The organism is Roseibium sp. R5, assembly GCF_055755305.1.
The window spans coordinates 2,216,899-2,241,185 of the sequence record NZ_CM146910.1; the positions used below are offsets into that span (position 1 = coordinate 2,216,899).

The window sequence follows — 24,287 nt, forward strand, 5'->3', positions numbered from 1 at the left end:
GAGATGCGACGTGTCAGAACTTGGAGCTACGAAACTGCCGTCTTCGGCACGTGTTGTCATTGTTGGCGGCGGCATTATGGGATGCGGCCTTGCCTACCATCTGGCGCATGAGGGCTGGTCCGATGTTGTGCTTTTGGAAAAGGCGGAATTGACATCCGGGTCGACCTGGCACGCGGCGGGCCAGATCACGCATTCCACTTCCAGCTTCGGCCTTGGGAAATGTGTCGGTTACAACATTGATCTTTATTCCGGGCAGCTGGAAGAAGAGACAGGCCAATCCGTAACCTGGCATGGCTGCGGGTCTTTCCGCCTCGCCTACACCGAAGACGAAATGGATTGGCTGCGCCACACCATGAGCGTTGGCCGTGCGCTTCAATTTCCGATGGAACTTGTGGGGCCGGACCGGATCCGGGAGTTGCATCCATACTATAATCTCGACGGCGTTCTCGGCGCACTCCACACGCCGGATGACGGACACGCGGATCCGTCGGGTGTCACCCAGGCGCTGGCAATCGGTGCACGCAAGCTGGGTGTGAAGATCATTCGCCGCTGCCGGGCGAAGGACATCAAGCAGCTGCCGACGGGGGAGTGGAAAGTCTTCACCGAACTTGGTGATATCACCTGCGAACATGTAGTGAATGCTGGTGGCACCTATGCGCGCCAGATGGGTGAATGGAGTGGCCTGCAATTGCCGATGACCTCCATGACCCACCACTACATCGTTACCGACACGGTTCCGGAGTTCCTGGAGTTAGATAAAGAACTCCCGGTAATTCGCGACGACAAGCTTGTCTCCGGCTACATCCGCATGGAGCAGAAATCCGGTCTGATCGGAATTTACGAAAAGGAAAACCCGAACACGGTTTGGGAAGACCATTGCCCTTGGGAAGCTGAAAACGAGCTGTTTGAGGCCGATTATGACCGGATCATGCCCTGGCTGGAAAACGCCATGGACCGGATGCCGATCTTCGCTGAGCTCGGCATCAAGCGGGAAGTTCACGGTGCGATTTCACACCCGCCGGACGGCAATCCGCTGATTGGCCCAGCTCCCGGCGTCAAGAATTACTGGTGCTGCTGTGGCACCCAGATCGGCATAGGTTGGGGCCCGGGTCTGACACGCGAACTGGCCAGATGGATGGTGCATGGCGCCGCCGACATTTCCATGCGCGAGTTTGATCCACGCCGGTTCGGCGACTATGCCGACAAGGACTGGCAGGTGATCAAGGCCAAGGAAGACTATTGCCTGCGCCACGAAATTCCGTTCCCGCACTTCAACCGCCTGGAAGGCCGGCCGATCAAACCCAGCCCGCTTTATGAACGTTTGAAAGAAAAGGGTGCGGTTTACGAAGAAGTCTATGGTCATGAACGGCCGCGCTGGTTCGCAAAGGACGGCTTGGAGCAGCGCGATTATTATTCCTTCAACCGGCCTGAGTGGCATGGCGTCGTGGCGAAGGAAATGAAGGCAGTGCGGGACGCTGCCGGCATCATGGATATCTCGGCTTTCACCAAGATCGAAGTGTCCGGTCCGGACGCAGAAGCCTATCTCGATCGTCTCGTTGCCAACAAGCTTCCCAGGAAAGTTGGCGGCATCGCCTTGACCCATATGCTCAACCGGCGTGGCCGGATTGAGCTGGAGCTGACCGTGGTGCGGCTTGGCCCGGACCGGTTCTATCTCGTCTGCGCGGCGTTCTTCGAGCAGCGTCTGCTTGATCACTTGGCCCAACACCTTGACGGTGAAACTGTAATGGTCCGAAACCTCTCGACCGACTGGGGGGCGATGGCGCTGAACGGGCCGCGGGCCCGCGATATTCTGGCTCCCAATACCCCGGCCGCTCTGGACAATGCGTCGTTCCGGTGGTTGACGGCACAAGAAATCGAAGTGGCAGGCCGCAAACTGTGGGCCTTCCGCATGTCCTATGCTGGCGAGCTTGGTTGGGAGTTCCACGTTCCCCGGGAAGACATGCTGGCGGTGTACGACGCACTTTGGGTGACCGGGGAAAGTCTGGGTCTCGTGGACTACGGGTCCTTTGCAATGAATGCCCTGCGGCTCGAAAAAGGCTTTAAGGGCGCCGGCGAACTGACAAACGAAGTCACCTTGCCGGAAGCGGATGTGATGCGCTTCGTCAAACTCGACAAGGGTGACTTCCTCGGCCGTGAAGAAACCGCAAAAAGCGCGGAAAGCGCACTTCCCTGGGTCTGTGTTTATCTTGTAGTGGAGCCGGATGGCGTTGCTGATGGTCATGGCGGAGAAGCTGTCCTGATGGACGGGAAGGTCGTTGGGGCAACAAGCTCGATTGCTTACGGTCATTCAGTCGGCAAGATCCTGGCTTTTGCCTACGTCAAACCGGAGGCTGCGAACGCGGGAACCGAGTTGGAAGTCGTCGTCATGAATGGGCCGCGATCCGCGCGGGTTCTTGATGTCCCTGCTTACGATCCGGATAGCATTTTGCCGCGCACAGATGCACCAGTCGGGGTGGCTGCGGAATGAGCATTCCCGCCACAATGAAAGCGATGGTTCTGGAGGGGCATGGCGGTCTGGACAAGATCGTCTGGCATGAAGACTGGCCGACACCCGAACCGGGAGCCGGTCAAGTCCTCATCAAAGTCGGAGCTTGCGGCCTCAACAACACCGACGTGAACACCCGCTCCGGCTGGTATTCAAAAACAGTCTCCGAGGCGACCACCGGCGGAGCCTATCAGGAAGTCGCAGAGGAAGACCCGACCTGGGGCGGACGCCCCATTACCTTCCCGCGGATTCAGGGCGCCGATACGGTCGGCACGATCGTCGCGTTGGGAGATGGAGTTTCTGAAGACCTCCTGAACAGGCGCGTCATGGTCGACTGCTGGCTACGCGACTGGTCCGATCCGGACAACATGGACAAGACCGGCTATTTCGGCTCCGAGTGCAACGGCGGCTTTGCCGAATACACGGTTGTTGATGCCCGGAATGTCGGCCCCATCGTCAGCAAACTATCTGATGCAGAACTGGCAACATTTTCCTGTTCCTACACAACCGCAGAAGGGATGCTCAGCCGCGCCAATGTCGGTGCAAAGGATATGGTTCTGGTGACTGGTGCCTCGGGCGGTGTTGGATCGGCCCTGGTCCAACTCGCAAAACGTCGGGGCGCGACTGTTATTGCTCTGGCGTCGCCCGCCAAACATGCAGAAGTTGAGGCGCTCGGCGCGGATCACGTTCTTGAACGCGCACCGGCGGATCTCAAAGCCGCTTTGAATGCAGCAACCGGCAAAGGCACGGTTTCCGTTGTTGCAGATATTGTTGGCGGGCCCTATTGGGGCACCTTGATAAATGTCTTGAAACGCGGTGGTCGGTACACGTGCTCCGGCGCCATTGCGGGCCCGATCGTGGAGCTCGATCTGAGGACCTTCTACCTGCGTGACCTGACATTTACCGGCTCGACTGTCATTGCTCCGCATATCTTCTCAGACATCGTCGGGTACATTGAGCGGGGTGAAATCAAACCGGCTTTGGCTGCAACCTATCCGCTGAAGGATTTTCACGCGGCACAAACCGCTTTTATCGAAAAGAAGCACACGGGCAACATTGTGGTGACCCCATGAAGATCACCCGCATCCGTGTCTACAAGACAGATCTTCCCTATGTCGATGGCGCATACGGCTGGGGAGCGGGCAATGCCATTACAGTGGCAAAGGCCTCGGTTGTCGTGATCGACACGGATGCGGGTGTGCAAGGCTGCGGCGAGTTCACGCCCTGCGGCGAGAACTACATGGTCGCCCATTCTGAGGGGGTTGAAGCGCTCGCGCGGTTGGTAGCGCCGGTTCTGATCGGAGAAGATCCGAGGCAGGTGGCCCGGATCGAGCAGATCCTCGATCACACCATTCAGGGCCACGGCTATGCCAAGGCCCCGTTCGACGCCGCGTGCTGGGATATTTTTGGAAAGTCTCTCGATGCGCCGGTTTGGCTTCTTCTCGGCGGAAAACTGACGGACGGCGCGCCCATGTACCGTGTCGCGCCGCATAGAGGAACCGAAGAGACGGTCGCCGAGCTGGACCGGCACCGGGCTGCGGGATACCGGCAATTCCAGATCAAGGTCGGTGCGGACTGGTCCAGCGACATAGACCGCATCCGCGCAACCGTTCCGCTTCTGAAACCCGGCGAAAAAGCGATGGCCGATGCCAATCAGGGCTGGCGCATAGACAATGCGCTCCGGGTGGCCCGGGCAACACGGGATCTCGACTTCATCTTCGAACAGCCCTGCCGGACTTATGAGGAGTGCCTTCAGGTCCGTCGGCGGATCGATCTGCCAATGAAGCTCGACGAATGCGTGACCGGCATGCGGGCCGCACAACGGATTGTTGCCGATCAGGGTGCGGATCTGGTGTGCCTGAAAATATCGAATCTTGGCGGTCTGTCCAAAGCTCGGCGGGTTCGGGACTTTTTCCTCGACAACCGGATCCCGGTTGTTGCCGAAGATACATGGGGCGGCGAAATCGCAACCGCAACGCTCGCCCATTTCGCAGCGTCCACTCCAGCGGATTACCTGCAAAACACAACGGACCTTTGTAACTACAACACCCGTTCGACAGGAACACCGGCCCCAAAGACGAAGTATGGAAAGCTCTTCGCCTCTGACATGGCGGGGCTCGGCGTTGCCCCAGACTTTGGAGCCCTTGGAGATCCGGTCGCCACCTATGGAGAGGCCGCATGAAGATCATCAAGATCTCCGTCTGGCAGATAGATCTGCCGCTCTCCAAACCCTACTGGCTTTCCGGTGGGCGGCTGAAATTCGAGCGGCTCGACAGCACCTTCGTGCGCGTTGAAACAGATGAGGGGCTGATTGGTTGGGGCGAGGGGTGCCCGTGGGGTCATACTTACCTGCCAGCCCATGGTTCGGGTTTGCGCGCGGCTCTGGAGCTCCTGGCACCTGCTTTGATAGGTAAGGACCCGCGGGCTCTGGAGACGGTCAATCGGGCGATGGATCTGCAATTGCCCGGACACCCGTACGCAAAAGCACCTTTGGACATTGCCTGCTGGGACATCCTTGGCAAATCAGGCGGCTCCCCTCTTTGGCGGCTCTTTGGTGCGGAAAATCCAGCAGAGGTCGCGATCAATTCGTCAATTTCAACTGGTACGCCAGACGAAATGATCGCGGATATTCAGGCCGCCAGTGCCAAGGGCTACAAGACCCACTCAGCCAAGGTCGGTGGCAGCAATTTCAAGGCCGACATCGAACGCATTGAGGCAATCTCAGCAGCCTTGGCGCCGGACGAACAGGTGACCTTCGATGTGAACCGGGCCTGGACACCAGGTGTCGCTCTACAGGTGCTGAACTCGGTTGCCGCCCGCGACTGGATCGAGCAGCCGTGTGAAACTCTGTCTGAGTGTGCGCTTGTGGCCGCCAAAGTGCCTCAGCCGATCATGCTGGATGAATGTCTGCATTCCTTTGCAGATCATCTTGATGCCTGGAAGGCGGGCATCTGTCAGGGCGTCAAGGTCAAGCCGAACCGTGTCGGTGGACTGACCAAGGCGAAACAGATCCGGGATTTCGGCATCTCGGTCGGTTGGCAGATGCACATAGAAGACACGGGCGGAACCGCGTTCGCGGACACAGCCGCCTTACATCTGGCGGCTGCTACGCCGGAGGCCAACAGACTGGCAAGCTGGCTGTGCCATGCGCATCTTGCTGTTGATCCAGTTCCCGGCCAGGGCGCGCGCAATGTCGAAGGCTCGGTTCAATTCGACCAGAGCCCCGGCATCGGTGTCGAACCTGATCCTGAAATCCTTGGCGACCCGATCGCGGTATATGGAGACGCCGCATGAAAAACGTGCCCGATCTTGAAATCTCGGGTCTGTCCCTGTGGCGGGTTCCACTGACAAGCCACGAGACCTACTACATGGCATCCGGCAAGGCCTGTGCCACCGTGGACAGCATGGTTGTGCGCATCGAGACCAAACAAGGCGTCTCCGGTTGGGGCGAAGTCTGCCCGATCCCTCATTACTTGCCCGCCTATGCCAACGGTGTTGCTCCGGCCCTTGAAGAACTCGCGCCCGTCCTGATTGGGCGGAGCCCGATTGGCGCGGAGGCTGCGATGGCGGCCTGCAACAAGCACCTGATCGGTCATGTTTATGCAAAATCTGCCATCGACATTGCGCTATGGGATTTGACCGGTAAGGCCTGCGGGCTGCCAATATACACCCTGCTTGGCGGATTGCAGACAGATGAACTCCCGCTCTATCACTCCATCACATGCATTGCGCCGGACGACATGGTCCGGATCGCAAAAGACGCGATTGCAGCTGGCATGACCCAGATCCAGGTCAAACTTGGCGCGGACGATGATTGGCAAGCAGACGTTGCCCGCTTGCGGCTCGTTCGGGAAGCAGTTGGTCCTGGCCCGATCGTCTATGGCGACTGGAATTGCGGTGCGACCCGGATGGACGCAACCCGCGTCGGGCGTGCCGTCGCCGACCTCGACATCATGCTGGAACAACCGTGCCAAACGCTGGAAGAGTGCGCTGCAGTCAGGGCTGCAACCGGTTTGCCGATGAAGCTCGATGAAAACGCGCATGACACTACCAGCCTTTTGAAGGCCTATGAACTTGGCTGCATGGATGCGGTAGCTCTGAAACTGTCCAAATTCGGTGGGATTACCGAACTCCGGAAGGCCCGGGATCTGTGTCTTTATGCCGGCGCGCGCATGTGTGTTGAGGATACTTGGGGTTCGGACATCGCAACAGCTTCAGCGCTTCATGTCGCCGCCGCAACTCCCCGCCAGGGCATCATGAATGTCTGCGATTTGTCCGGCTATGTTGCACCCAGAATTGATCCTGCAGCGCCATCGCGGACCGGTGGTTTCATTTCTCCTCCAAGTGGTCCGGGATTGGGTGTATCGCCCGATCCGGATGTGCTCGGAGATCCCATTCTCGACCTAGTGGCATAATGCCAGCCTGAGAGGCACGCCCATGAAAACGAATATCTCGCAATCCGATTGGAAAAACCGTGCAGCAGAAGTCCTGCCTGCGGCCGGGTTTGGAAATTTCGATCCGTCTTTGATCTTGCGCGAAGGCAAGGGCTCGCGAGTTTGGGACGAAGATGGCAAAGAGTACATCGACTATCTGATCGGGTCCGGCCCCATGATCTTGGGTCACGGTCATCCGGAAGTTCTGGACGCGGTGCAAGAACAGCTCGGTAAGGGCATGACGTTCTTCACCAACAATGCCGCCGGCATTGAGCTTGCTGAAGTCTTGGTCGAGGCTATGGCCTGCGCCGAGCAGGTCCGGTACGTGTCGACGGGCGGAGAAGCGGACATGTACGCCATGCGGCTGGCCCGCGCCTTTACGGGGAAAGACAAAATCCTCAAATTCGAGGGTGGCTACCACGGCATGTCCGGCGAAGCCTTGATGAGCCTTTCGCCGAAGACGCTTGTCAATTTCCCGCAAGCCGTTCCAGATTCCGCCGGAATCCCGGAAAGCGTGCGTGACAACATGCTGATTGCACCGTTCAACGACGCAGATTTCGTCACGTCACTGGTTGAGGAATTTGCCGGCGAAATTGCCTGTATCATTGTGGAACCCTTGCAGCGGTTGATCCCACCCGCTTCGGGGTTTCTGCAGACCTTGCGGGATCTGGCAACCAAGCACGAAATCGTCCTGATCTTTGATGAAGTGGTCACCGGCTTCCGGTTCGCTTATGGCGGGGCGCAGGAGTACTACGGCGTCGTGCCCGATCTGTGCACGCTCGGCAAGATCATTGGCGGCGGTTTTCCTCTAGCCGCGATTGCGGGCCGCTCCGAGATCATGGCCCATTTCGACAAGGCCATTGTCGGTGACAAGAGTTTCACGTTCCAGGTTGGAACGCTGAGCGGCAACCCCGTTGCCAGTGTGGCAGGCTTGAAGACTTTGGAAATCCTGCGGCGTCCTGGCGCCTACGAGGAGATCAAGAAAAACGGTGAGCGATTGATGCAAAGCTACGCGACGCATCTTTTGGCCGCAGGCGTTCCTCACCAGATCGTTGGCGAACCCATGTTGTTCGATGTCGTCTTTACCGAAGACCCGGTGCGCGACTACCGTGATACGCTGAAGAACAACGCGGCGCAGGCCAAAGCGTTTAACGGATCACTCCGCCAAAGCGGGATCTTGAAACCCGACAGCAAGCTCTACGCACATTTGGCCCTGTCCGCTGAGGATTTACAGCAAACCGACGCAGCAATCGCCACGGCAGCAGGGCAGCTTTAGATGCCCGGAAATCGCGTTCTGATGATTGCGCGGCCGAGATCGAAAGTCAGAAAGAGCAGCGTGTCTTATGCCGCTCTTTTCCCCCGCAAGAGCCAAACAAAAAAGATGCCCCCGACCAGGCCGGTGACGATGCCGATGGGCATGTCTTCAGGGGCCATGATGGTCCTGGCTGCGATGTCAGCCCAGAGAAGAAAGACAGCGCCAATCAGCGCGGAGCCCAATAAAACACGGCGATAGTCGCCGCCGACAATCAGTCTGACAACATGCGGGACCATCAGGCCGACAAAGCCGATGATGCCGGAGAACGCGACCATCACGCCGGTAATCAAGGCCCCGACAACAAACACGATGAGACGGAAGCGGGCGACTGGAATGCCGAGGGTGGAGGCTGTTTCGTCGCCAACCGTCATGGCATTCAGAGCTGCCGCCTGCGACATCAGCCAGGCACCACATGCAAGCAGGATGACAAACGGGTAGATAAGCTGGCTCCACTGCGCAAGCCCCAGACCTCCCAGCATCCAGAACACAACCGTATGAGTTGCGCGAGGGTCGCCTAAGAAAATCAACCCGTTTGCCGCTGCCATGACAATGAAGGACACGGCCACACCTGCGAGCACCAAACGGTCCGCGCTTGTCGCATCGGCAAACCGCGAAACACCTAGCACAATGGCGGTGGCTCCCAGAGCCCCCAGAAATGCAAACAGAGGGACCGTCAATAAACCAATGAACAAACCGGTATGAAGCAGGGCCAGAATTGCGCCAAAAGCGCCGCCAGAAGAAATTCCCAAAAGGTGAGGGTCCGCCAGCGGATTGCGGGTTACGGCCTGGAGACTTGCTCCCACAATGGCCAGCCCCGCGCCTACCATCATCGCAAGCAGGGCTCTTGGAAAACGGATTTCCCAGACAATCGCTTCGCGGCCTTGCGACCAAGTCTGTTCAATCATTCCAGGAGACAGTTTGTTGAGGAATACGCCCCAAACGGTTCCAAGGTCGATCTGAACAGCGCCCACCGAAACCGCGAAAGAGAGCGAGACAAGGAGCAGTACCAGCCCGCCAAGACCGGCTATCAGCTTGTTTCCAGACAACAGCGATTTTGCTTGAACAGTCCTCGTCTCGCTCACGGGTTCACTCGCTCCAGAAGGCATCGGCGAGTGTTTTGATCGCTCTGATGTTGCGCGGTCCCGGCGTTGCCTCGACATACTCCAGCGTTACAAAGCGGTCGTTCTTGACGGCATCGAGATCTGCAAAAGCTGGATTGGACATCATGAACGCACGTTTCTGGTCTGCAGTGACTTCGCCGTAGTTGACGATCACGACGACTTCCGGATTGCGTTCAATCACTTCTTCCCATGTGACGGTGGCCCAGCTTTTTTCAAAATCATCCATGATGTTCTTGCCGCCCGCAGCTTCGATGAGTGCGGTCGGCATGGCATAGCGCCCGGCGGTAAACGGGGTGTCTTCGCCGCTGTCATAAACAAACACGCGCAGTGGTTCGCCTGTTTTGAGGTCCTGCTTGAACGCGGCAAGATCCGACCGGTATCCTTCCACGAGGTCTTCGGCACGCTCTTCAACGTTAAAGATACGTCCCAAATTCAACAGGTCAGCATACATGTCCTCGATGCTGGCTTTGTCCTTGTCCATAATGTGGGTGCAGGATTCGGTGAGCTCATAAACCTTCACGCCGAAAGGTTCGAGCGTTTCTGGCGTGACCTCACCACCGACTTTCATTCCGTAGTTCCAGCCGGCAAAGAAGAAGTCGGCATCCGCGCCGATAATCACTTCCTTGGACGGATATTTGGAAGACAGCTCCGGAAGTTCCTGGACACCTGCCCGCATTTCTTCATCAAGCGTTTTCCAGCCCGAGATCCCGGTATAGCCCACCATTCGGTCCTCAAGACCGAGGACCAGCATCATCTCTGTCAAATTGACGTCGTTGGATATGGCGCGTTGCGGTGGCGCATCGAAGGTCACCACACGGTCGCAGCTCTGGACGCTGGTTTCCGCGGCCGCAATCCCAGCAGAAAGAGCAAGTGCCAGGCCGGTCAAAAGTGTTTTCTTCATGAGTTAAATTCCCTGTTTTTGAATATGAAAAGTCAGATGATCATTGTTGCTGGGGGTGAGGCGCTCGCGCCGGGCGTCAACCTGGAAAGCCTGGGAAACAGCCGTTTCCGTCAAAACATGCGCAGGGGATCCGAAGCCGAGTTGACGGCCCGATTGGAGAAGCACAACATCGTCGCATAACCCAGTAGCAAGGTTCAGATCGTGCAGCGAGGTGACGATCGTCAGGGGCAAACTGCGGATAAGGTCCAGAACTTCCAGCTGATGACGGATGTCGAGGTGGTTTGTTGGTTCATCCAGGATCAACAGCCGAGGTTGTTGCGCCAAGGCGCGGGCCACCATGACACGCTGACGCTCTCCGCCTGAGAGGGTTCCAAGTTGGCGGCCGGCCAGTCCGTGCAAGTCCAGCCGGTCCAAGGCGTTCTCGATGATATCCCGGTCATGAGCGCCTGTCGCCCCGGCAAACCCGCGCCGGTGCGGTGTCCGGCCAAGTGCCACGATCTCACCGACAGTGAGTGCAAAGTCACTTGGTTGTTCCTGCAAGACGGCGGCAATCCGCTGTGCAGTCTCTCGCGCGGAGAGACTCCAGATGTCCTCGCCGTCAATCAGAACCTGACCTGTGACCGGTCGATAAAACCTGTAAAGCAGTCTGAGCAGGGTTGTTTTGCCGGCACCGTTCGGTCCAACAATTCCGAGCACACGGCCCGCTTCAAGGTGGAAGCTGGTCGATCGCAGCAGGATGTCACCATGGTGCTTTGGCGACCAAGACAGGTCTTTGGCGGTGAGGGTTGCTGCGGTCACGAAGCGCGCGCTTTCTGCTCTTCGAGCGCCGAACCGGTGGCGGGTATCCGCGCTAGCGTAGACTTCCGCAACTTGCCTGGACGGTCGACAGACGAACACCATCCGTCGCCGAGATAGGCGTATTGTTTTGCAAACGCGACGAGATCGTCGACATCGGTCTCTGGATCAATGTCCCCGAAAAGGTAGGAGGCCTTGCTCGTGCCGTGATAGGCGATCGTACACGGCCGATCGCACCCCGCCATGCAGGCGGCACCTGAAACGTCGAAGGTTTCGGGCATTGTGTCGTCAGCAGCAAGTAAGGCGTTTCGGAGCCGTTCAATCAGCTCAAAACCCGGACGTGTTTCCGTGCCCTTTCGCCGGCAGGATGTGCAAACAGTTATACGATGGTTCATTTGGCCCTCCGCCACAAAGAAGGGCGCGCCAAACAAAACGACGTGGTGGCGGTGGTGACCGCTTTGCCATCATATGCTCCGAGCCGGGCGCCCCGCCCGCATCAAGTTGAAGAACCGGTGCAGCAACTGCACCGGTGATGGCAGGTCTCCTGACTCGCGGGTCGTAACTCTCCCGAACCTTCCCGGACGATGTGTCCAGTGGTGTCTTTCGGGGTCGCTCACCGCTCACAGTTGCGGGGGCAGTCACGGATTTGGTGCCTACTGGCTACGCCGCACCGTGTTCCCTTTTCATCTCGTCGGCCTTGGGCGTCTGAGAACCATCATCGCTAAAAAAGCCGATGGCCGTCGGCCGGTCAACTTAAAATGATCGACTTGAAGCTTGTGATCACAAGCAAATTTTCAGTTTGACGCCTCGGCGTTAAAACCACTGCGTATTGGCGTCTTCCATCGGAAAATTCGCAAAGCGCAAAACTTGCACTCAACGGAGCCGTTGTTCGGTCTTGGCATCGAAGAAAAAGGCGTTGGCGGGATCAAACGTGATTGCAACGGCGCTGTCCGGTCTCGGGACGTCTTCGCCCTTCGTTTCAATGATGACGCGTTCTCCCGTTTGGCAAACAAGATAGGAGTACGCGACACCGCCCAGTTGTTCGGAAAGATCAACCTTCGCGCCCTCGTCCGTCTCGCTGATCACCAGATGCTGCGGGCGGAGGCCGACCAGAACCTTTTCGTCATTTTTTGGAAGTGCAACGGATGGCTCGACCGTCAAACCACCAAATGCCGGAATGGCAACGCTGCCATCTTGCACGGTCCCCTCAATGAAATTCATCGACGGTGAGCCAATAAAACCGGCAACGAACTTGTTGTCCGGATCGGAGTAGAGCGTCATTGGGGAGCCGACCTGCTCGATCCGCCCGGCGCGCAGAACCACGATCTTGTCGGCCAGGGTCATAGCCTCGACTTGATCGTGGGTCACATAGATCATGGTGGCGCCGATGTCCTTGTGCAGCCGGGCAATCTCGACCCGCATATCAACGCGCAGCTCCGCATCAAGGTTCGACAGCGGCTCATCGAACAGGAAGACTTCCGGTCCGCGAACAATGGCGCGTCCGATGGCAACACGCTGGCGTTGGCCGCCCGAAAGGGCCTTTGGTTTGCGCGCCAAATAGGGCTCGAGTTTCAAGATGCGCGCCGCTTCGCCGACCTTCTCCTTGATCTCGGCTTTCGGGTACCCGTTCATTTTGAGGCCGAAGCCCATGTTTTCCTCGACCGTCATGTGCGGATAAAGGGCGTAGGTCTGGAACACCATCGCGACACCGCGTTCGGCCGGATCGGATTTGGTCACATCCCTCTGGCCGATGGAAATTTTTCCGCCTGTCGTTTCCTCAAGGCCGGCAATCATGCGCAAGAGCGTGGATTTTCCGCAGCCGGACGGTCCGACAAATACACAGAACTCACCATGTTCAATCTGAAGATCGACACCATGAATGACCTGAACCTCACCGTATTTTTTGACGGCTCCGTCTAAGGTGACACCAGACATGAAGTTCTTCTCCCCTCCCTGGGAACAATTATCCTGGAAACTGCCAGTCCGAGACAGCTGCGGCAATTTCAGATGCAGCCTTCAAAAGCGCAGGCTTTGCTTCGTTCAATTCATCAAGGCTTTTGCGCCGGGTTGATGTTGTCACCGAAAGCGCGCCAATCGGACGGCCCTTTGGTGCCAAGATCGGTGCTGCGATACAGATGATTTCCGGTTCATGCTCTTCCCGGTCGTAAGCAATGCCCTCTTGGCGGATAGTGTCCAAATCAGCGCGTAGTGAGGCTTCGTCGGCCAGCGTTGCCGGGGTGTAGCGATAGAAGGATTGTTTGGCGATCACCTGATCGAGTTCACCTGGCTCGAGAAACGCCATCAGGGCCTTGCCGACCCCCGTGCAGTATCCAGGGCCGACCTTTCCCGCCTGTGAATACATGTCGATCGGATCTTTTGCGTTGCGTTTGTCGACATAAAGCACTTGTCCGTTGTCCAATTGCGCCAGGTGTACCGTCTCGCCGACGGTCTCTGACAAAGCGGAAACGATGGGCCGCGCAATAGGTGCAATGGAACTTTGGCGCCAGGCCTGATGGGCAAGCCGGACAAGGCGGATACCCAACGCATAGGTCTGCTGCCCATCGCCGTAGGAGAGCATGCCTTGGCTCACCAGGGTTTGCAGCAGCCGGTAGAGCGTTGCCTTGGGCAGGGGGCTTTCATTGAGCAATTCGGAGAACCGGACCGGCCGGCCCTTGGCTGACACCATCTCCAGCACATCAAGTGCTTTGCCGACCGTCCCATCTCCGGTGGCGTGTTTGTTCATGTGAGCTCTCCTCCTGACCCGTTTCTTATCGTCGAGCCTGTTGACAACGTAACCGCTCACCCGCAAGGTATCAATATACAAAACTAAGTTTCAAATAATGGAACCTTTAGGGAGGAAACCATGCGTTCCATGTTGAAGACGTCCGCGGCGGCTCTTGCATTTTTTGCAACGGCGACCGGCGGCGCATTTGCTGACGGCCTGACCGGTGATCTCAAAATCTTCTTGGATACATCCAACCCGGCTCCTCGGGCGACGATGGAAAAGATGATTGCCGATTTTCAGGCAGAAAATCCGGATCTCAACATTGAGACCACAGTGATTGACCGGGAAGCTTACAAGACCCAGATCCGCAACTTTCTGACGGCAAACGCTCCGGATGTTGCAACCTGGTATGCGGCAAACCGGATGCGCCCCTATGTCGAAGCTGGGCTGTTCGAAGATGTGTCCGACCTGTGGGATGGTACCGAAATCGGCGAAAACCTTGCATCCACAAAAGGTGCGCTGACCATTGATGGCAAGCAGTGGGGTGTGCCTTACACCTACTATCAATGGGGGGTTTACTACCGGAAAGACATCTTCGACGAGCTGGGCCTTACTGAGCCGACCACTTGGGAAGAGGAAAAAGCCAACTGCCAGAAGATCATTGATGCTGGCAAAAAGTGCTACACGATCGGCACCAAGTTCCTTTGGACGGCTGGTGGCTGGTTCGACTACTTGAACATGCGCACCAATGGCTTCGATTTTCACATGGACCTGCTGCAGGGCAAGGAAAAGTGGGATTCTGAAAAGGTCCGTGCGACATTCGCCAATTGGCGCGAGCTGATCGACATGGGCGCCTTCATCGACAATCACCAGACCTACAGCTGGCAGGAAGCGTTGCCGTTCATGGTTCAGGGCGATGCTGCAGCATATCTGATGGGCAATTTCGCCGTTGCACCGCTGCGCGATGCTGGCCTGACTGATGATCAGCTGGATTTCTATCAGTTTGTCGAAATCACGCCGGGTATTGAAAAGGCCGAGGATGCGCCAACCGATACCTTCCACATTCCCGCCAATGCGCAGAATAAAGAGAATGCCCGCGAGTTCCTGAAGTATGTGGTGTCTCCGGACGTCCAAACATGGATCAACGACGGTAAGAACCTTGGGCAGCTTCCGGTGAACGCCCAATCCTCCGTCGATCAGGACAAGTTCCTGGAGCAGGGATTTGAAATGCTGTCGACAAACTCGCCTGGCGGTGTCGCGCAGTTCTTCGATCGTGATGCTCCGGCTGAAATGGCAAAAGTTGCCATGGAGGGCATGCAGGAGTTCATGGTCAAGCCGGACAATCTGGACAAGATCCTGGCCCGTTTGGACCGGTCGGCCAAGCGCATTTACAAGGACTAACTCTGATCTGATGAAACGGGCAGGGTGTTTCGGCACCCTGCCTTAACCTCCTGTTCTGCCAGCCGGCAGAGCCAGAGACGATCTCTTCCAACGAGTTTCCGAATGGCCTACACGACAGACGGCCACCAAACATCTTGGTGGCACAGGAACCAGCAACAGTTGACGCCTTGGCTCTTTCTAGCCCCGGGAATCCTGTTTTTCCTGTTTTACGTCATCTTTCCAATCTTCCAGTCCTTCAACTTGTCGCTTTACGAGTGGGATGGACTTGGAGAAGCGGAGTTCGTTGGTCTTTACAATTACGAAGAGCTCTACTGGGATGATGCGTTTTATACGTCCCTCAAAAACAACGTCATTTGGCTCGTTCTCTATCTGGCCGCGATCCCTGCAGGCCTTTTCATTGCGTTGTTTTTGAACCAGACAGTGACAGGTATCCGGCTTTACAAGTCGCTGTTTTTCTTTCCCTTCGTGATTTCTCAAGTGGTCGTCGGACTGGTCTTCACCTGGTTCTATGACCCAACCTTCGGCATCTTGAACGTCTTGCTCGGATCTGTCGGTCTCCCGCCGATCAATGTTCTGGGGGACGAGAATTGGGTAACCATCGGGATCATTGTTGCCGGGCTCTGGCCGCAAACTGCGTATTGCATGATCCTGTATCTGACGGGCTTAAATGCTGTTGATCCGGAACAGATTGAGGCGGGGCGTCTTGATGGTGCCAAAGGCTGGCGGATGCTTTGGTACATCATCATTCCCCAGCTGCGTCCGGCAACCTTCATTGCCTTTGTCGTGACCATTATCGGTGCGCTCCGGTCCTTTGACCTGATCTCGATCATGACCAACGGCGGACCGTTTGGCGCAAGCCGCGTGCTCAGCTTCTACATGTTCGAGGTTGCCCTGTCTGAATACGGTTTCCGGATGGGATATGGCGCGGCAATTGCGGTTGTTCTTTTCCTGATCATGCTGATGTTCATCGCCTACTTCCTATGGTCGATGTACAAGGAAGAAAAGGCGCGCTGAGATGTTTCCGACACCCATCGAACGCACACCGCGCTCTTGGCAGATTACCTATCAGACCTTGTTGCCGCTTGCGCTGATCCTCTGGCTGCTGCCCCTGATCGCCGTCGCCATTTTCTCGGTCAAACCTGACGCTGATTTTGCGAATGCCAATTATTGGGGCTGGCCGTCGTCTTTTGAGGGTTTCACAAATTACGGTCTGGTCTTTACCGGATCGGACATGCCGCAGTATCTCCTGAACTCGTTCAAGATCACGATTCCGACCGTGATAGGTGCTGTGGCGCTGTCTTGCATGACAGGGTTTGCGCTCGGTATCTATAAGTTCAGAGCCAACATCTGGATCTTCTTCATGTTCGTGGCCGGCAATTTCGTGCCGTTCCAGATCCTCATGGTCCCGGTCCGCGATCTCACTCTGCAGTTGGGACTCTACAACACGATCACCGGACTTGTGCTGTTTCACATTGCCTTCCAGACCGGGTTCTGCACGCTTTTCATGCGCAATTTCATCCGCGCCCTGCCGTTTGAGTTGATCGAAGCAGCACGGGTGGAAGGTGTTGCAGAATGGCGGATCTTCTGGTTTGTCGTCCTGCCCCTGATGAAGCCAGCGATTGCCGCGCTCTCAGTGCTGATCTTCACCTTCATTTGGAACGATTATTTCTGGGCGATAGTACTGACCCAAGGCGTGGAAAGCCAGCCCGTCACCGCTGGGATCACCTCGTTCAATGCCCAATACCGGGCCGCCTATCACCTGATGAGCGCGGGCTCCATCGTCGCAGCTCTGCCCCCGGTTGCCATGTTTTTCATGATGCAGAAGCACTTCATCGCCGGCCTCACGCTTGGAGCTGTGAAATGATCAGGACCTGGCATCTTGGCGACCAGCATCAGTGTCTGGTCCTGGCATGCCGCAATGCTGGTCTGCCGGAGGTTGTCTACTGGGGTCCGGTCCTGCCGGAAAGGGAGAATCTGCGGATTCTGGTGGAAGCCTCGGTCATGGATGTGACCGGCGGCATGGTGGATGAAAATGCACCAATCAGTTTGAATCCGGAAACTTCAAGAACCTTTCCCGGACAGACAGGGCTTGCGGCACGAGACGCTGCTGGGAAGGTTTTGGCCCCACGCTTTAGCTTTCAATCGGAAGAGCAGTCCGGCAATGCGTTGTCACTGGTTTACTCTGATGAAGACTGCGGTCTGTCACTGACATTTGGTCTTAGCCTGACGACCGACACCTCGCTCCTGAAACTACAAAGCCATCTTCGCAGCAATGACGACATCGTTGTCGACTGGCTGGCTGCTCCTGTCCTGCCGGTTCCGGCATACACTGACGAGATGATCGAGTTTTCCGGCCGCTGGTGCTCGGAATTCCTGACCAACCGCCTGCCCTTTGCCCCCGGCGCACGCGTCCGGGACAATCGGACCGGCCGAACCGATCATGCCCACTTTCCGGGCTTGATCGTGTGTAATTCTGGAGCCTCCAATACCGCGGGTGACGCCTATGCTTTTCACTATGGCTGGTCCGGAGGCCATAAAATGGTCGCAGAGGAATTGGCGGATGGCAGGCGGCTGATCCAGTTCGGACACGCGTCGGCCAGCCTTCGCAAGGGCACGTCGTTTGAGACAGCGCCCCTTTATGCGACCTACTCTGACGATGGCCTTAACGGAGCCGCAGTCCGGTTTCAGCGGCATGTCCGCACGCAGATTGTCAAGAATGCTCGAACGCCGCGCCCGGTGCATTACAATTGTTGGGAAGCGGTTTATTTCGGCCACAAACTAGATGAGCTGAAGGCCATCGCCAACCGGGCCGCAGAGCTTGGTGCGGAACGCTTCGTACTTGACGACGGCTGGTTCGGCAAACGCGACGATGACACGTCCTCTCTTGGGGACTGGACCATTGATCCGCGCAAATACCCGGATGGGCTCACGCCGCTCATTGACCACATCACGTCTTTGGGCATGGAATTCGGCATCTGGTACGAGCCGGAAATGGTCAATGAGGACAGCGATCTCTACCGCGCTCATCCGGACTGGATCCTGGGGCCGGAAGACCAGACACGGGGCCGCCAGCAGCTCGTGCTCGACATGGCCCGCGAGGACGTTCGCAAATACCTCTTTGACCAAATGTCGGCAGTTCTTGGCAGCTATGCCGTTGACTATGTCAAATGGGATCACAACCGGGTTTTGCCTGTTGTCGATGCGGCGCAAACCGAAGGTGTCTACACCCTCATCGATCAGCTACGCAGAGCCTTCCCGCATGTTGAATTTGAGAGCTGCTCGTCCGGCGGAGGCCGGATCGATTTCGGCATTTTGGAACGCACGCAGCGGGTCTGGCTATCCGACAGCAACGACGCGCTGGAGCGTCAACGTATTCAGCACGATGCAGCGCTTTTCCTGCCCGCGTCCGTAACTGGATCGCATGTCGGTCCACGTCACTGCCACACTTCAGGCCGGGTGATCGGCATGTCGATGCGCGCCTGGACCGCAGCCCAGCGGCACATGGGTTTTGAAATGGACCCGCGCGAGCTAACCGATGATGAAGCACGGACGCTGAAGGCCGTGACCGACTGGTGGAAGGCCAACCGGGATTGGTTGATGGAGGCGGACATCCTGCGTCTCGATACGACCGATCCGGCAATCATCGCGGAGATACAAGTGGCGGAAACCGGGGACCGGTTTGCAGCTTTCGCCGCCCTGACCCGGCCTTCCGACCAGATCCTGCCGCACCCGATACGTTTGACGGGTCTGGACCCAGATGCTGTCTACAAGATCACGCTGACGAACCGGGACGAGACGACCGGCTTGTCCCGTGGCGCGCCGCTCTTGAAGTATCAAGATCTCACGGTCAGCGGTCGGTATTTGATGTCGCACGGCCTGACCCTGCCCTGGCGGTTCCCGGAGACAATCTGGGTTATCGAAGGCCAGCGTCTGCCAAATTGAACATGTCTTTTCGGTATTATTGAGCCGCAAACACAAGGGACCCACTGATGTACGCGAATTTTCCGGATCTCAAAGACAGCTCGGTTTTCATCACCGGCGGTGGGTCCGGCATCGGCGCCTCTCTGACGGATGGTTTCTTGGCGCAAGGGGCCAAGGTTGCCTTCGTGCAGCGGTCTGATGCGACTGCTTTTTGCGATGAAATGGAAGAAAAACATGGCAACCGGCCAGTGTTTTTGCCGTGCGATATCACCGACATGAGTGCGCTCAAGGCCTCAATGGATGAGGCAATGAAGGCAAACGGGCCGATCTCGGTTCTGGTCAATAACGCTGCCAATGACAAGCGCCACACTACGGAAGAGGTTGACGAGGACTTTTGGGATTGGTCCCAGGCGATCAACCTGAAGGCCTATTTCTTTGCGTGCCAGCACGTCGTCGACGGCATGCGAGCGGCGGGCGGCGGATCGATCATCAACTTCACATCGATTTCCTACATGATGGGCAACGCAGGATACCCGGCCTACACCACGGCCAACTCTGGTATCAACGGCATGACCAGGAGCCTGGCGCGGGAGTTCGGCCCGGACCGCATTCGCGTCAATGCTGTAGCTCCCGGCTGGGTTCTCACCCAGAAGCAAAAGGACATGTGGGTCACTCCGGAAGGCCTTGCTGCACATATTGATCGCCAGTGTCTCAAGGAGGAGTTGGCGCCTGAAGATATGGTCGACCCTGTGCTGTTTCTTGCCTCAAAAGCAAGCAAGGCAATGACCGGTCAGTCTCTCGTGGTCGATGGTGGGGTTGTGGTGACCGGATGAGTGGACAGGATGACATTGCCTGGATCGCCGCGGATTGGGGAACGACCAATCTGCGGATTTGGGCGCTTGACGCTGCAAACAATACGGTTTTGCACAAAGCGTCGGCCAGAGGAATGAGCACACTCGCGCCGGAAGACTTTGAAGGTGCTCTTCTGGAGCTGATCGACGAGTGCCTGCCGGAGAACCGAACAACTCCTGTCATCATTTGCGGTATGGCCGGGTCGCGGCAAGGATGGCGGGAGGCGCCTTATCGTGAGACACCTTGTGCGCCTCCCGGTGTCGGCAAAGCCACAATCGTTGAGCCGGCCGATCCACGGCTTTCAGTCCACATCCTTCCCGGCATCAAACAGATGGCGCCCGCAGATGTGATGCGCGGCGAAGAAACCCAGATTGCCGGTTTTCTGTCTGATCATCCCTCATTTACCGGTCTGATCTGCCTGCCCGGGACCCATACCAAGTGGGTGGTATTGGAGGAGGGGACCATTACCGGGTTTCGCACGTGTATGACGGGCGAAGTCTTCGCCCTTTTGAAAGAAAAATCCGTCCTGCAGCATAGCCTGGCGCAAGAAGGGTTTTGCGACGCAAGCTTTGAGGTAGCTGTCAAAGAGATCACCAAGTCGCCTGAGCGACTGACAGGCGAGCTCTTTGGAATTCGCGCCTCCAGTCTGATTGCAGGGCAAACTCCCGAAGCAGCGACTGGTCGCCTTTCAGGTCTGCTTATCGGAGCTGAACTTGCCGCAGTCGCATCAGAGTTTGATCTTCAGAACACTGCGATTTTGGGCAAGGATCAGCTCTCCCAAGTTTATGGAGCAGCGCTTGGTATCCTTGGGCACCAGAGCGCGTTGCTGGACGCTGAAAGTTATACGGTCAAGGGTCTAAGCTTGGCCTATGAAGCACACCTGAAAGAAACAAAATGAGCCGACACATCATCGCGATCCTGCGGGGACTAATGCCTTCTGAGGCCTTGCCGGTTACAGAGATCTTGATAGAGGCGGGCATCACCAAGATCGAGGTTCCTCTCAATTCACCGGAGCCGCTCAAGAGTATTGAGGCCATGGCGAAAGCCTATTCCGAGCGAGCTGAAATCGGTGCTGGAACTGTTTTGGAGGCTGAACAGGTTCATCAGGTTAAAACGGCCGGTGGCACATTGATCGTCTCGCCCGATTGCAATCCGGACGTCATCCGCATCACAAAGGCGGAGGGCATGTCATCCTTTCCGGGTGTGATGACACCCACCGAATGTTTCAGCGCGCTCCGCAACGGAGCTGATGGTTTGAAGTTTTTCCCTGCCACGCTCATCGGTCCTGATGGGCTTAGGGCCATGCTTGCCGTATTACCGAAGGGAACGAAGACCTATGCGGTTGGTGGAGCCGGGCCGGACAATTTCGAACATTGGCTAAAAGCTGGCGCGACAGGTTTTGGTATTGGGACGGCGCTGTTCAAGCCGGGGTTTACGGTTGATGAGATCAAAGCCCGGGCTAAGGCCATCGTCACTGCGTATGATGCTGCCGTAACATCAAATGAGTAGGGACATGGCGTCGATCTACGATCATAGGCAATGCCTTTTGGGAGAAGGGCCAATCTGGCACCCTCAGCGCCAGCAGTTGTTTTGGTTCGACATTCTCAACAAAACATTGCTGAGCCGGAAAGGCGATGAAGAACTCTCATGGCAATTTCCGGAACATGTTTCTGCCGCAGGGTGGATCAGTGAACATGCCCTGGTGATCGCCAGTGAAAGCAAGCTCTTTCTGTTCGACCTGGAAACCGGGGCCGAGCAGATGTTGTGCCCGCTGGAGCCAGACAATCCGGTCACCCGGTCCAATGACGGCCGCGCAGACCCCTATGGCGGGTTTTGGATCGGAACCATGGGAAAAAGTGCTGAAACTGGTGCAGGCAGTATATACCGGTACTTTCGCGGAGAGTTGCGTCAGCTTTATTCCGGTTTGACGATCACCAATTCGATCTGCTTTTCCCCGGACGGCGAAACCGCCTATTTCACCGACACGGTAACGGGCATCATTCAGAAAGCCGCGCTCGACCCCTATGGCTGGCCGGTGGGCGAGCCAACCGTCTTTGCAGACCTTAGAACCGAGGGACTGAACCCCGACGGTTCGGTCGTCGATGCGGACGGATATCTCTGGAATGCACAATGGGGTGCCCACCGGGTCGCTCGGTATGCGCCGAACGGATCCTTCATCGAAGCAATTGATTTTCCCGCTGAACAGATCTCCTGTCCGGCCTTCGGTGGTGCCGATCTGAAAACTCTTTTCGGAACAACCGCGACTGAAGGTGGGCGGACTGGTGACAGCGACGGCAAGACCTTTGCCGCTGAGACATCGACCAGTGGTCAAGCGGAACACCGTGTCCGGCTTTAGAGAAAATCATGAAACGCACACTTGGCACTTGTTATTATCCCGAACACTGGCCTGAGGAAATCTGGGAGGCCGATGCCCGCCGGATGAAGGACGCCGGCCTGACGTGGGTTCGCATCGGTGAATTTTCCTGGTCGCGTTTGGAGCCCACGCCGGGGGACCTTCAGTTCGACTGGCTGGATAGGGCCATCGACACTCTCGGAACAGCCGGCCTGAAAATTGTCCTGGGCACACCGACCGCAACACCGCCCCGCTGGGTTATCGACAAGCATCCTGACATGATCGCCATTGACGCAAGCGGTCAGCCGCGCAAGTTCGGCTCCCGGCGTCACTATTGCTTTTCCCATGAGGGCTTCCGGGTCGAAAGCGACCGGATCGTCAAACTGGTTGCCGAACGCTATGGCCGAAACCCGTATGTCGCCGCCTGGCAAACCGACAATGAATACGGCTGTCACGACACCACGATTTCCTATTCCGTCGCCGCCCGCAGTGCCTTCCAGGTGTGGCTGGAACAACGGTACGGCACCATCGGTGCGCTCAACCGCGCCTGGGGCAATGTCTTTTGGTCCATGGAGTACCGCACCTTTGCCGAGATCGACCTGCCGAACTTGACGGTCACCGAACCGAACCCGTCTCATGCGCTTGCATTCCGGCGGTTTTCGTCAGACCAGGTGGTCAGTTTCAACAAGCGGCAGGTTGAGATCATCCGGGCGAATTCCGATGCTCCGATCAGCCACAACTACATGGGCAGGATCACTGATTTCGATCACTTCAAGGTGGGCGACGACCTGGAAATCGCCACCTGGGACAGTTACCCGCTCGGGTTCCTTGAGGACCGGGTCGGGGCATCGGCCGAGCATCAGCGCACCTATGCCCGTCAGGGAGATCCCGATTTTCAGGCCTTCCATCACGACCTTTACCGCGCTGTCGGTAAGGGGCGCTGGTGGGTCATGGAACAGCAGCCGGGACCGGTCAATTGGGCGCCCTATAATCCGGCGCCGTTGCCGGGCATGATGCGGCTTTGGGCCTGGGAGGCCTATGCCCATGGGGCGGAGGCTGTCTGTTACTTCCGCTGGCGGCAGGCCCCGTTTGCCCAGGAGCAGATGCACGCCGGCATGTTGCGGCCGGACAATGCCGATGCACCGGCCCTGATCGAGGCTCGGCAGGTCGCGGACGAATTGCGGGCCGCGCCGGATGTGTCTGTGCGCCAAGCACCGGTTGCCTTGATCTTCGACTATGACGCAGACTTTGCCTGGGCCACCCAGCCGCACGGTGCCGGGCTCAGCTATTTCCAGCTGGTGTTCGACGCCTACAAGGCATTGCGCAAGCTCGGGTTGTCCATAGATATTCTGCGTCCTGAAACCCGCGATTTCAGCGGCTACAAAATCGTTGCCGCACCCGGCATGATCACCATGCCGAACGATCTGAAGACCGCCCTTGCAGAGTGTGACGCGGAAGTGGTTCTTGGTCCCCGAACTGCAGCACGAGACGCGGATATGGTCATGCCGGTCCCCCTGCCGCCGGACATGCCGGGTCTGGATGTTACCGTTGCACGGGTCGAGAGCCTGCGTCCGGACATGCCAATGCCCCTCAAGGGGGGCGGGGTCTTTACCGGGTACCGCGAGGAACTGGAAAGCGCTGCCGAAACGCTATTCGAACTGGATACCGGAGAACCGGCTGCTGTCAGCTCCGATCATCTCACATACGTTGGCGGATGGTGTGATGATGCGGCTTGGCGACGGCTTTTTGAGCACCTTTGCGCAAAGGCGGACATACCGACCTTCGATTTGAAAGATGGCGTCCGGTGCCGCGACACCGAAGGCACGCGCATCTGGATCAACTATGGTGCAAAGGCTGCGGAAACGCCCGCCGGTCCAATCGCGGCGGCTGAGGTTCTGTTTGAAAAACTCTAGCAAACTAAAGTTGGCAGCCGATCGCTAACCCGACCGTCGAGAGATTGCCAA

Annotated in this window: 21 protein-coding genes and 1 riboswitch; of the genes, 15 read left to right on the plus strand and 6 right to left on the minus strand. The window is 57.3% G+C overall.

What is annotated here, in order from left to right:
• The first annotated feature begins 10 nt into the window (after positions 1 to 10).
• From AC0J4F_RS10265 to AC0J4F_RS10290, 6 genes are read left to right on the plus strand one after another with little or no spacing between them, the layout of a single operon-like run.
• Complete coding sequence (locus AC0J4F_RS10265) at positions 11 to 2,488, plus strand: FAD-dependent oxidoreductase (RefSeq protein WP_473026162.1); 2,478 nt, start codon at positions 11 to 13, stop codon at positions 2,486 to 2,488.
• Positions 2,485 to 3,579 carry an alcohol dehydrogenase family protein gene (locus AC0J4F_RS10270; protein ID WP_166672880.1) on the plus strand — a complete coding sequence of 365 codons (1,095 nt, stop codon included), beginning with the start codon at positions 2,485 to 2,487 and terminating at the stop codon, positions 3,577 to 3,579. Before AC0J4F_RS10265 ends, AC0J4F_RS10270 begins: the two co-directional genes overlap by 4 nt.
• Positions 3,576 to 4,688, plus strand: coding sequence for a mandelate racemase/muconate lactonizing enzyme family protein (locus AC0J4F_RS10275; RefSeq protein ID WP_473026163.1), 1,113 nt, complete (start codon positions 3,576 to 3,578; stop codon positions 4,686 to 4,688). Before AC0J4F_RS10270 ends, AC0J4F_RS10275 begins: the two co-directional genes overlap by 4 nt.
• The gene (locus tag AC0J4F_RS10280; protein WP_473026164.1) at positions 4,685 to 5,800 is read left to right on the plus strand and encodes a mandelate racemase/muconate lactonizing enzyme family protein; all 1,116 of its coding nucleotides are present in this window, start codon (positions 4,685 to 4,687) and stop codon (positions 5,798 to 5,800) included. The genes AC0J4F_RS10275 and AC0J4F_RS10280 overlap by 4 nt, the downstream gene beginning before the upstream one ends.
• The gene (locus tag AC0J4F_RS10285) at positions 5,797 to 6,921 is read left to right on the plus strand and encodes a mandelate racemase/muconate lactonizing enzyme family protein (protein ID WP_473026165.1); all 1,125 of its coding nucleotides are present in this window, start codon (positions 5,797 to 5,799) and stop codon (positions 6,919 to 6,921) included. Before AC0J4F_RS10280 ends, AC0J4F_RS10285 begins: the two co-directional genes overlap by 4 nt.
• Positions 6,922 to 6,943: 22 nt before the next feature.
• Positions 6,944 to 8,215 carry an aminotransferase class III-fold pyridoxal phosphate-dependent enzyme gene (locus AC0J4F_RS10290; protein WP_133953137.1) on the plus strand — a complete coding sequence of 424 codons (1,272 nt, stop codon included), beginning with the start codon at positions 6,944 to 6,946 and terminating at the stop codon, positions 8,213 to 8,215.
• Positions 8,216 to 8,280: 65 nt separating this feature from the next.
• On the opposite strand, the gene AC0J4F_RS10295 is transcribed toward AC0J4F_RS10290, so the two are convergent.
• The 6 genes from AC0J4F_RS10295 to AC0J4F_RS10320 form a co-directional block, all read right to left on the minus strand.
• A complete protein-coding gene (locus AC0J4F_RS10295) occupies positions 8,281 to 9,336 on the minus strand; it encodes an iron ABC transporter permease (RefSeq protein ID WP_133953139.1) in 1,056 nt (351 codons plus the stop codon).
• 4 nt (positions 9,337 to 9,340) lie between these two features.
• Positions 9,341 to 10,276: an ABC transporter substrate-binding protein gene (locus AC0J4F_RS10300; RefSeq protein WP_133953141.1), complete on the minus strand. Its 936-nt coding sequence runs from the start codon at positions 10,274 to 10,276 to the stop codon at positions 9,341 to 9,343.
• Positions 10,277 to 10,279: 3 nt separating this feature from the next.
• Positions 10,280 to 11,074, minus strand: coding sequence for an ABC transporter ATP-binding protein (locus AC0J4F_RS10305; RefSeq protein WP_473026166.1), 795 nt, complete (start codon positions 11,072 to 11,074; stop codon positions 10,280 to 10,282).
• Positions 11,071 to 11,466, minus strand: coding sequence for a DUF1636 domain-containing protein (locus AC0J4F_RS10310; protein WP_133953145.1), 396 nt, complete (start codon positions 11,464 to 11,466; stop codon positions 11,071 to 11,073). The genes AC0J4F_RS10305 and AC0J4F_RS10310 overlap by 4 nt, the downstream gene beginning before the upstream one ends.
• Positions 11,467 to 11,588: 122 nt before the next feature.
• Positions 11,589 to 11,803: riboswitch (cobalamin riboswitch) on the minus strand.
• A gap of 141 nt (positions 11,804 to 11,944) precedes the next feature.
• Positions 11,945 to 13,006 carry a sn-glycerol-3-phosphate ABC transporter ATP-binding protein UgpC gene (locus AC0J4F_RS10315; protein WP_133953147.1) on the minus strand — a complete coding sequence of 354 codons (1,062 nt, stop codon included), beginning with the start codon at positions 13,004 to 13,006 and terminating at the stop codon, positions 11,945 to 11,947.
• 28 nt (positions 13,007 to 13,034) lie between these two features.
• Positions 13,035 to 13,814: an IclR family transcriptional regulator gene (locus AC0J4F_RS10320; RefSeq protein ID WP_133953149.1), complete on the minus strand. Its 780-nt coding sequence runs from the start codon at positions 13,812 to 13,814 to the stop codon at positions 13,035 to 13,037.
• A gap of 120 nt (positions 13,815 to 13,934) precedes the next feature.
• On the opposite strand from AC0J4F_RS10320, the gene AC0J4F_RS10325 reads away from it, so the two are divergent.
• From AC0J4F_RS10325 to AC0J4F_RS10365, 9 genes are all read left to right on the plus strand, one after another.
• Entirely contained in the window at positions 13,935 to 15,197 is a 1,263-nt protein-coding gene (locus AC0J4F_RS10325; RefSeq protein ID WP_133953151.1) for an extracellular solute-binding protein, read from the plus strand.
• A gap of 102 nt (positions 15,198 to 15,299) precedes the next feature.
• Positions 15,300 to 16,211, plus strand: a complete 912-nt coding sequence (locus AC0J4F_RS10330) for a carbohydrate ABC transporter permease (protein ID WP_306147458.1) — start codon at positions 15,300 to 15,302, stop codon at positions 16,209 to 16,211.
• 1 nt (position 16,212) lies between these two features.
• Positions 16,213 to 17,061 carry a carbohydrate ABC transporter permease gene (locus AC0J4F_RS10335; RefSeq protein WP_008195769.1) on the plus strand — a complete coding sequence of 283 codons (849 nt, stop codon included), beginning with the start codon at positions 16,213 to 16,215 and terminating at the stop codon, positions 17,059 to 17,061.
• The gene (locus tag AC0J4F_RS10340) at positions 17,058 to 19,139 is read left to right on the plus strand and encodes an alpha-galactosidase (RefSeq protein WP_473026167.1); all 2,082 of its coding nucleotides are present in this window, start codon (positions 17,058 to 17,060) and stop codon (positions 19,137 to 19,139) included. Before AC0J4F_RS10335 ends, AC0J4F_RS10340 begins: the two co-directional genes overlap by 4 nt.
• 47 nt (positions 19,140 to 19,186) lie before the next feature.
• Entirely contained in the window at positions 19,187 to 19,951 is a 765-nt protein-coding gene (locus AC0J4F_RS10345) for an SDR family NAD(P)-dependent oxidoreductase (RefSeq protein WP_473026168.1), read from the plus strand.
• Positions 19,948 to 20,868, plus strand: coding sequence for a 2-dehydro-3-deoxygalactonokinase (locus tag AC0J4F_RS10350; protein ID WP_473026169.1), 921 nt, complete (start codon positions 19,948 to 19,950; stop codon positions 20,866 to 20,868). Before AC0J4F_RS10345 ends, AC0J4F_RS10350 begins: the two co-directional genes overlap by 4 nt.
• Positions 20,865 to 21,479 (plus strand): 2-dehydro-3-deoxy-6-phosphogalactonate aldolase, encoded by a 615-nt coding sequence (locus AC0J4F_RS10355; protein ID WP_473026170.1) that lies wholly within the window; start codon positions 20,865 to 20,867, stop codon positions 21,477 to 21,479. Before AC0J4F_RS10350 ends, AC0J4F_RS10355 begins: the two co-directional genes overlap by 4 nt.
• Positions 21,480 to 21,483: 4 nt before the next feature.
• The gene (locus AC0J4F_RS10360; RefSeq protein ID WP_473026171.1) at positions 21,484 to 22,326 is read left to right on the plus strand and encodes an SMP-30/gluconolactonase/LRE family protein; all 843 of its coding nucleotides are present in this window, start codon (positions 21,484 to 21,486) and stop codon (positions 22,324 to 22,326) included.
• An 8-nt stretch (positions 22,327 to 22,334) separates the two neighbouring features.
• Positions 22,335 to 24,236, plus strand: a complete 1,902-nt coding sequence (locus AC0J4F_RS10365; RefSeq protein WP_473026172.1) for a beta-galactosidase — start codon at positions 22,335 to 22,337, stop codon at positions 24,234 to 24,236.
• The last annotated feature ends 51 nt before the right edge of the window (positions 24,237 to 24,287 follow it).